The organism is Streptomyces sp. NPDC059477, from assembly GCF_042749375.1.
In the GTDB taxonomy this organism is placed as follows: domain Bacteria; phylum Actinomycetota; class Actinomycetes; order Streptomycetales; family Streptomycetaceae; genus Streptomyces.
On record NZ_JBHYUG010000070.1, the window covers coordinates 25,136 to 33,006 of the forward strand.

The 7,871-nt window shown below is 73.1% G+C and carries 9 protein-coding genes; 4 read left to right on the top strand and 5 right to left on the bottom strand.

Annotated elements, in window-relative coordinates; genetic code table 11:
- Window positions 1–219: 219 nt before the first annotated feature.
- Together ACFXAZ_RS28345 and ACFXAZ_RS28350 are read right to left on the bottom strand one after the other, a co-directional pair.
- Entirely contained in the window at window positions 220–420 is a 201-nt protein-coding gene (locus ACFXAZ_RS28345; RefSeq protein WP_384596961.1) for a hypothetical protein, read from the bottom strand.
- On the bottom strand, window positions 392–763 hold the full coding sequence (locus ACFXAZ_RS28350) for a bifunctional DNA primase/polymerase (protein ID WP_384596963.1): 372 nt from the start codon (window positions 761–763) through the stop codon (window positions 392–394). The genes ACFXAZ_RS28345 and ACFXAZ_RS28350 overlap by 29 nt, the downstream gene beginning before the upstream one ends.
- 288 nt (window positions 764–1,051) lie before the next feature.
- On the opposite strand from ACFXAZ_RS28350, the gene ACFXAZ_RS28355 reads away from it, so the two are divergent.
- On the top strand, window positions 1,052–1,954 hold the full coding sequence (locus ACFXAZ_RS28355) for an LLM class flavin-dependent oxidoreductase (RefSeq protein ID WP_384596965.1): 903 nt from the start codon (window positions 1,052–1,054) through the stop codon (window positions 1,952–1,954).
- An 81-nt stretch (window positions 1,955–2,035) separates the two neighbouring features.
- Here the strand turns inward: ACFXAZ_RS28355 and ACFXAZ_RS28360 are convergent, their stop codons facing one another.
- Window positions 2,036–2,824, bottom strand: coding sequence for a carbonic anhydrase (locus ACFXAZ_RS28360; RefSeq protein WP_384596967.1), 789 nt, complete (start codon window positions 2,822–2,824; stop codon window positions 2,036–2,038).
- Window positions 2,825–3,118: 294 nt separating this feature from the next.
- Here ACFXAZ_RS28360 and ACFXAZ_RS28365 point away from each other — a divergent pair, with 294 nt between their 5' ends.
- Entirely contained in the window at window positions 3,119–4,642 is a 1,524-nt protein-coding gene (locus ACFXAZ_RS28365) for a carboxylesterase/lipase family protein (protein WP_384596969.1), read from the top strand.
- A 29-nt stretch (window positions 4,643–4,671) separates the two neighbouring features.
- On the opposite strand, the gene ACFXAZ_RS28370 is transcribed toward ACFXAZ_RS28365, so the two are convergent.
- On the bottom strand, window positions 4,672–5,052 hold the full coding sequence (locus ACFXAZ_RS28370) for a winged helix-turn-helix transcriptional regulator (RefSeq protein WP_384596971.1): 381 nt from the start codon (window positions 5,050–5,052) through the stop codon (window positions 4,672–4,674).
- Window positions 5,053–5,194: 142 nt separating this feature from the next.
- On the opposite strand from ACFXAZ_RS28370, the gene ACFXAZ_RS28375 reads away from it, so the two are divergent.
- The gene (locus ACFXAZ_RS28375) at window positions 5,195–5,602 is read left to right on the top strand and encodes a RidA family protein (protein WP_384596973.1); all 408 of its coding nucleotides are present in this window, start codon (window positions 5,195–5,197) and stop codon (window positions 5,600–5,602) included.
- A 113-nt stretch (window positions 5,603–5,715) separates the two neighbouring features.
- Here ACFXAZ_RS28375 and ACFXAZ_RS28380 read toward each other — a convergent pair whose 3' ends face one another.
- A complete protein-coding gene (locus ACFXAZ_RS28380) occupies window positions 5,716–6,381 on the bottom strand; it encodes an SDR family NAD(P)-dependent oxidoreductase (RefSeq protein ID WP_384596975.1) in 666 nt (221 codons plus the stop codon).
- Window positions 6,382–6,891: 510 nt separating this feature from the next.
- Between ACFXAZ_RS28380 and ACFXAZ_RS28385 the strand changes: the two genes are divergently transcribed.
- Window positions 6,892–7,677, top strand: a complete 786-nt coding sequence (locus ACFXAZ_RS28385; RefSeq protein WP_384596977.1) for an SAM-dependent methyltransferase — start codon at window positions 6,892–6,894, stop codon at window positions 7,675–7,677.
- Window positions 7,678–7,871: the final 194 nt, after the last annotated feature.

Here is a 7,871-nt window from a genome sequence, read left to right on the forward strand (position 1 = left end):
GGCGGGCCGCGCGGCGGCCCCGGCGGTGCGGCCCCCCCCCCCCGCCGCGGGGGGGGCGGGCGCGGCGGGGGGGGGCCCGGGTCCGGTCAGGCCGGGGGAGCAGGGCGGGCTTCACGACCGACCGGAGACTCAGGGTCGACAGGTTGGGGCCGGCGGTTGAGGGCCGGGGGCCGGGAAAGGCCCCATGGGGCGGCTGACCGCTCGGGGGCACTCAGGCGCTCAGGCCACGAAACGCGCCGCCCGGTCGTGCCGGATGGCCACCCCGCTCTCGCCGTACCGGTCCACCCGCGCGAGCAGTTCGGCGGCGGCGACGAGGGTGGTCGCCGGCGCGACCGGGCCGAGCGGATGGGCCCACGGCCGCCGGTCGGGGGCGCGCAGCCAGGCGTGCCGGTCACCCGGCAGGGGCGTCGGGCCGGGCACGACGACCACCGAACCGTGGCTCGGACAGCGGTGCGGGGGCGTCGGCCCCGGCTCCTGGCCGACACATTGAGTGAAGTCCCGCGCCCCGCGCGGGCGCAGAAAGAAACCCACCCCGACGCGCCGTGCGGTCGAGCACCGCGGGCCCCAGCGGAAGTCCGCGGCGCAGCAGCAGATCGAACGCCTCGATGCCCAGCCGCTGATCCACCGTCACCACGTCGAAACACCGGCCGGTCGCCAGCGCGTACGGTGTGCGCGGATCGTTCGCCCAGGCGGCCCGGCACGCGGCGGGCTCGTCGGCGGCCTCGGCGAGCCACTCGACGTCTCTCCACGTCAAACTCCGCACGTCATCTCACCTCGGTCGGTCGACACGTCACCGGCGTGACCATGCTCCTCACCAGGGTCGCTCGGTCCCACCGATGTGTCTCAGAGGTGGCTCAGAGATGTCCCAGATGTGTATGACACCTCAGCGTAGGCATCACCGACGGTCACAGCTTCGACCAAATGGCCTAGGTCTGACGCACAGTGACGCCCGGCGCCGCGCCACGTCGCCCCACGGCGCATGACGCCGCACGGTACCGAACGGGCCGCCGCCGGTCGCGGCGACAGCCGGGCCGGATCTAGGCTCGATCGCATGACTGATTACGGGCGTCCCGTGCAGTTCGGGATCTTTCCCACCCCCGAGGCGGAGCGGGTGGAGGACATCGTGGCCCTGGCCCGGTTCGCGGACCGGGCGGGGCTCGATCTCGTCGGGATCCAGGACCACCCCTACCAGCGGCGCTTCCTGGACACCTTCGCCCTGATGGGCGTGATCCTGGGGCGGACCGAGCGGGTCCGGGTCTTCCCGGACGTGGCGAATCTGCCGCTGCGCCCGCCCGCCGTGCTCGCCAAGACCGCCGCGAGCCTCGATGTGCTCTCCGGCGGGCGTTTCGAACTCGGCCTGGGCGCGGGCGGGTTCTGGGACGCCATCACCGCGATGGGCGGCCCCGACCGGACCCCCGGCGAGGCCGCGGGCGCGCTGAGCGAGGCGGTCGACATCATCCGGCTGATGTGGTCGGACGAGCGGTCCGTGCACTACGACGGACAGCACTACCGGCTGTCCGGGGTGCACCCCGGACCCGCTCCCGCCCACCCCATGGGCATCTGGCTCGGCGTCCTCAGGCCCCGTCTGCTGCGCGTCTGCGGGCGCAAGGCCGACGGCTGGTGCCCGTCCGCGCCCTACGCCCCGCCGGAGAAATTGCCCGGCATGCACCGGCTGATCGACGAGGGCGCGGCGGAGGCCGGTCGCGACCCCCGAGACATCCGCCGTCTCTACAACATCTTCGGGACCATCACCGACGGCCCGCGCACCGGCCCGTTCGCCGGGCCGCCCGCGATGTGGGTGGAGGAACTCACCGCACTGGCCGTGGAGCACGGCATGGACACCTTCGTCTTCGGCGCCCAGGACGATGACCCGGACCAGCACCGGCGTTGGGCGCAGGAGGTGGTCCCGGCCGTGCGGGAGGCGGTCGCCCGGCATCGCGGGACCTCCGGCTGAACGCCCTGCCCATGGAAACGACTCCGGCCCGGTGCGCGAGGAGGTCGCGCGCCGGGCCGGAGTCCTGTCCGTGGGTGTCCGTCAGACGAGCTGGTGGACGAGGTAGGTGTTGAGTTCGTACCGCGCGCCCACGATGGCCAGCTGACCGGAGTTCACCTTGGCCGCGAGGTCGGGCTCGGCGGCCAGACGTGAGGTGACGAGCCGCACCTGGGCGTCGATGGTCGCGTCGACCCGGGCGTCGCCCTCCTTGGTGTGGTCGATCGCCGGGGTGATCTGGTCGGCCAGGTACTGGATGTGGGCCGGGAGCCGCTCACCGGACTCCTCGGCCTCGACCGCCGCGCGTACCGCGCCGCACGACTGGTGACCGAGCACCACCACCAGCGGAATGGCGAGTTCGAGCACGCCGTAGGCGACGCTGCCGAGGACTGCCTCGTCCAGCACCTCGCCGCCGCTGCGGACGGTCATCAGATCGCCGAGACCCTGGTCGAAGACCAGCTCCGGGGGAACCCGCGAGTCGATGCAGCCCAGCACCAGCGCGAAGGGGTGCTGACTGGCCACCAGCTGCTGGCGGACGGTGGCCGTCTCGTTGGGGTGGTGCTGCCGGAAGGTGCGCCAGCGCTGGTTGCCGGTGGCCAGGGCGCTGAGGGCCTGCTGCGGAGTGCTCGGGCGCGGCGCGGTGCTGGTGCGGGTGGCGGTGGCCGCCGAGGCGGGGGCGGCGACCGCGAGACCGGTGCCGACTCCGGCGCCGATGACGGCGGCACCGCTGAGCGCGGTACGGAGAAGGGTACGTCGAGCCGGGCGCGCGGAAACCGTCCGGGCGGTCCGCGAGTGGGAAGAGCCGGCTATGTGGGGAGTGCCATCACTGTTCACAGACCAGAACGTATGCCCGATGACACGCTCCACAGTTCACGTTACTGAATCATGGCCAACGAAGATCTGTCCGTGACCGAGTCTTGAAACTCTCTTGGCATGCACAAGATCAACCCTTGGTGTGACGGGCCCCGGGCGGGGCCCCGGCCGGGTCAACATCTGCGGCGTGGGCGGGTTTTGGGTATCTTCGTCACATGTTGTTCTCGGTCCATGCGGCTCGCGGGTGACGCATGCTGGAGGGTGACCGTCCTAGGGCGGCGCCGACCAACCCCCGATCCGCTGAGGAGCCGGCACATGACTGGTAGCGAATCCCCGGAGGCCCGCACGGTGACGGGCAGGGTGCGGGGCCGGCGCGAGAGCGGGACGGCCGTCTTCCGCGGCATCCCCTTCGCCCAGCCGCCGGTGGGCCCGGCGCGTTTCGCCGCACCGCGCCCGGCGGCGCGCTGGGACGGCGTCCGGGAGGCGTTCGCCTTCGGGCCACCGCCCCCGCAGCACCCGATGGGCCCGCTGTCGGACCAGGGCGCCGCCCCGGCCGGGGACGACTGGCTCACCGTCAATGTGTGGACCCCGGATCCCGATCCGGCCGCCCGGCGCCCCGTGCTGGTGTGGATCTACGGCGGCGCCTACCAGCTCGGCTCCGCCGCCGACCCCTCCTACGACGGAGGCAGGCTCTCCCGGCAGGGTGACACGGTCGTCGTCACCCTCAACTACCGCCTCGGCATGGAGGGGTTCGCGCACATCGAGGGCGCTCCCGCCAACCGGGGCCTGCTCGACCAGGTCGCCGCCCTGGAGTGGGTGCGTGAGAACATCACGGCCTTCGGCGGCGACCCCGGCCAGGTCACCGTCTTCGGCGAGTCGGCGGGTGCCGGCTCCCTCGCCGCCCTCCTGGCCATGCCCCTCGCGACGGGCCTGTTCCGGCGGGCGATCGCACAGAGCGTCCCCGCCACCTTCCTCTCCGCCGCCCTCGCCGAGGACATCGGCACGGCCCTCGCCGCCGGGCTCGGACTGCGCCCCACGGTGGCCGACCTCGCCGCCGTGGACCCGCGCGAGCTGACCGCCGCCGGGGTCGCGCTGAACGCCCGTATCGGTGAGTTCACCGAGCGCTGGGGTCAGATCGCTGTGATGCGGACGCCGTACTCCCCGGTCGTGGACGGCGATGTGCTGCCCGTCGCGCCCTGGCGGGCCCTGGCGGAAGGTGCCGCGCGTGACGTGGAGCTGATCGCCGGTCACAACCGTGACGAATACCGGCTGTTCCTGTTCGTCCAGGGCCTGATCGGCGCCGTGGACGAAGACATGGCGGTCCGGTCGCTGCGGGACTTCGGGCCGGGACCGGACGCCGAGCGGGACTATCGCGCCGCCTACCCGGGGGCGTCGGCGGAGTATCTGTACGAGGTGGTCCGCTCCGACTGGCTCTTCCGGATGCCCAGCCTGCGCCTCGCGGACGCCCACCGGGCGGGTGGCGGCCGGGCGCATTTCTACGAACTGACCTGGTCCCCGCCCGCGACCGGCGGCCCGGACCTGGGCGCCTGCCACACCCTCGACCTGCCCCTGACCTTCGGCACGCTCGGCGAAGGCATCGGGGCGCTGCTGCTCGGGCCCACGCCCCCGCCCGATGCCGAGCCCCTCTCCGCGTACATCCGCTCGGCGTGGACGTCCTTCGCGGCGACCGGCGACCCGGGCTGGCCCGCGTACGACCCGGAGCGGCGGCTCGTCCGGCTCCTGGACAGCGAACCGGTGACGGCCGCCTACCCGGAGGAGGCGTCCCGCCGGATGTGGCGGGATCACGAGTTCGACGCGCTGCCCCTGCGGAAGGGGTGACGCCGAAGAGGGCCGTCGGGGCGGTCGGGTCAGTCCACGAAGCGGCTGCGTGACGCCTCGATATGGCCGAGGTACTGCTGGGTCCAGTCGCACATCCCGCTGACCGCGTCCCGCAGCGCCAGCCCCGGCACGGTCAGCGTGTACTCCACGCGCGGCGGCACGGTCGGGTACACCGCCCGGTCGACCAGCCCGTTGCGCTCCAGCATGCGCAGATTCTGGGTGAGCATCTTGTGGCTGATGCCGTCGACCTCCTTGCGCAGCTCACCGAAGCGCAGGGTCCGGCCGCCGAGCGTCTCGATGATCAGCAGCGCCCATTTGTTGGCGACGTCGGAGAAGATCTCCCGCGCGAGCGAGTCCGCGCGGGTCAGATCGGCGTCGGCCGCCGAGCCCTCGTACTGCTTGGTCACCATCAGGTTCCCCAGTCACCGAAAAGTGCGTTCTTCCATGTCAGGGCTCACTCTCCTACGGTTTCCGAGTAACCACAAGAGAGCACATAGGGCTCCCGGCGTGCGCGGAGCGCGCTGCGGCGCCCCTTGCACGGAGGTGTGCGGCATGGCCATCACCCTGGTGAACCCGAACGGACTGCCGAGGATCGGCGCGTACCGCCAGATGTCGATCGCGACCGGGACACGGCTGGTCCTCGTCGCCGGTCAGGTCGCCTGGGACGCCGAGGGCGCGACCGTCGGCGTGGGCGATCTCGCCGCCCAGGTCGAGCGGTGCTACCTCAACGTCGGCACCGCGCTCGCCGAGGCCGGCGGCACCTTCGCGGACGTGGCCAGGCTGACGGTGTACGTCGTCGACTGGACGTCGGAGAAGATGCCGCAGTTCCTGGCGGGCGTCGAACGGGCCGCACGGCACCTGGGCGGCACACCGGTCCCGCCGGGGACGCTGGTGGGCGTGGCCGCGCTGGACGTGCCCGAACATCTGGTCGAGGTGGAGGCGACGGCCGTACTGGACTGAGGGGGCGGTCGCGAGGAAGGTGCCGGACGCGCGGGGAGTTGTCGGCCGGCCGGGGAGGGCGCCTTCCGGCTGCGAGGCCCTGGTCCCCGGGCCGGTGACGGTCGACTCTCCGCTCACGCCTCCAGATCGTCCGCGAAGTGCCGGAACCCGTGGCGCTCCGAGTGCAGGGACCACAGCGTGTCCGCCAGTACGGCCGGGTCCCGGCGCGGATGCCCCGGGACGATCGCGCCGGGGATGACCAGCTGGGTGACATGGATGCCGTCGGCCGCGAGGGTGTCGTGCAGCAGATGGCCGTACGCGCTCTGGGCGGCGAAGGCGATGGATGTCCCGGCTCGTTCGGGGTGGGGCACGACCGCGGTGCCGCCGTTGACGAAGAGGATCGTGCCGCGCCCCAGTTCCCGCATGCCGGGCAGCGCGGCGCGTACGGCGGTGACGGGGCCGTACACCGAGAACTCGATGGGGCCGGTCAGGTCGTCGGGGCCGGTCTCCAGGACCGGCCGCATGAAGTCCCGGTGGGGGATCGGGCTGTACTGGAGGACCTCGATCGGGCCGAGCGCGTCGGCCGCGGTGTGCAGGGCGTCGGTGAGCGCCCGGGGGACGCGGACGTCGGCCGTGAAGCCCCGCGCGGTGATGCCCTCGCGGCCCAGTGCGGCGGCGAGGGCGTCGGTGCGCTCCTGGTCGCGTGCGATGAGGGCGACGGCGAAGCCCTCCCGCCCGAAGCGCCGGGCGACGGCCGCGCCCAGGCCGGGCCCGGCTCCGATGATGGCGATGGTGGTCATGAACCACACCTCCTAGCACGCCCGGAGCCCCCGCCCAAGGACCACGCGACCGAGACGCAGGCCGCGCCGCCGCGCGCGGAAGGCGACCGGCAGGAGATCCGAAGCCGATCCGTACGCGCTCCAAGGAACAACCGGCGCGAGACAAGAGGCAGTTGGGGCACGCGCGGCCACAGCGGGCATGGACCGCGTGCCGTAATGGCGGATCGTGCGGCTGATGCGCGTGGGCCCGGTCCCGGCATCGACGTCTGCGACTCGGCGGCCCGACGCTCTGCCGTTCCGCTGAGCGCCGCCCGGTCGGCCTGCGGCGGCCGTCCCTTGGAGGTCCCCGACTTCGCCCGGGGCGCCTGGCGCTAACCCCGGCCGGGCCTTGCGCTCCGGGCCGCGGACATGCCCCGGGGCGACCCGCGCGGGACCCGGTCGGGCAATCCGCCGACCTGGCTGGCGAATCGGTTCTCTGCCCTGCGATGATCGAGGCCCGCATTTCTTGATCCTCATGCGACGGAGTCCGTGATGACCGCTGAGACCCCCAGCCCGCGCATCGACACCAGCAGGCCGCACCCCGCGCGGGTGTACGACTGGCTGCTGGGCGGCAAGGACAACTACCCGGTCGACGAGGCCGTGGGCCAGATGCTGCCGCCCGAGGCGCACGAAGGCGCCCGGCAGAACCGGGAGTTCATGCACCGGGCGGCGGCGTGGCTGGCCGCGGAGGGCATCGACCAGTTCCTGGACATCGGCACGGGCATCCCCACCGAGCCCAACCTCCACCAGATAGTGCAGCGCGTCCGGCCCGAGGCGCGGATCGTCTACACGGACAACGACCCGATCGTGCTGCGCCACGCGGAGGCGCTGCTGATCAGCCGCCCCGAGGGGGCCACGGACTACATCGAGGCCGACGTCCGCCAGCCGGGCCAGATCCTGGAGCACGCGCGCGGCGTCCTCGACTTCGACCGGCCGATCGCCCTGTCCCTGATCGCGCTGATGCACTTCATCAGCGACGAGCAGGACCCGTACGCGATCGTCGGCGAGCTGATCGGCGCCCTGCCCTCGGGTAGTTGGCTGGTGCTCTCGCACGCCTCGTCGGACATCTTCCCCGAGCTGGCGGTTCAGGTCACCGAGCAGTACGCCCAGGGCGGCATCCGCCTCAGCTTCCGCGGTCGCGCCCAGGTCGCCCGCTTCTTCGACGGCCTGGAGTTCGCCGAGCCGGGCCTGGTCACGGCGACCGAGTGGTTCAAGGGCACCGAAACGCCGGAGCCCGAGACCAGCGCCATCTACGCGGGCGTCGCACGGATCCGGTGAGCACGGGATCCCGCGAGCGCCCCGCCCGGTGAAGGAGCCGACGCGATGACGTCCGCCCCGCAGCGCTACCGCGGCCTGCGGGGGGGGGGGGGGGGCTTCGGCGCCCGGCCCCGCCGGGTGGGACATAGTGCGGGGGTACCGGCGGAGGCGGGCCCGCCGCGGGGGGGGCGGGCGGGGGGGGGGGGGGGGGGGGG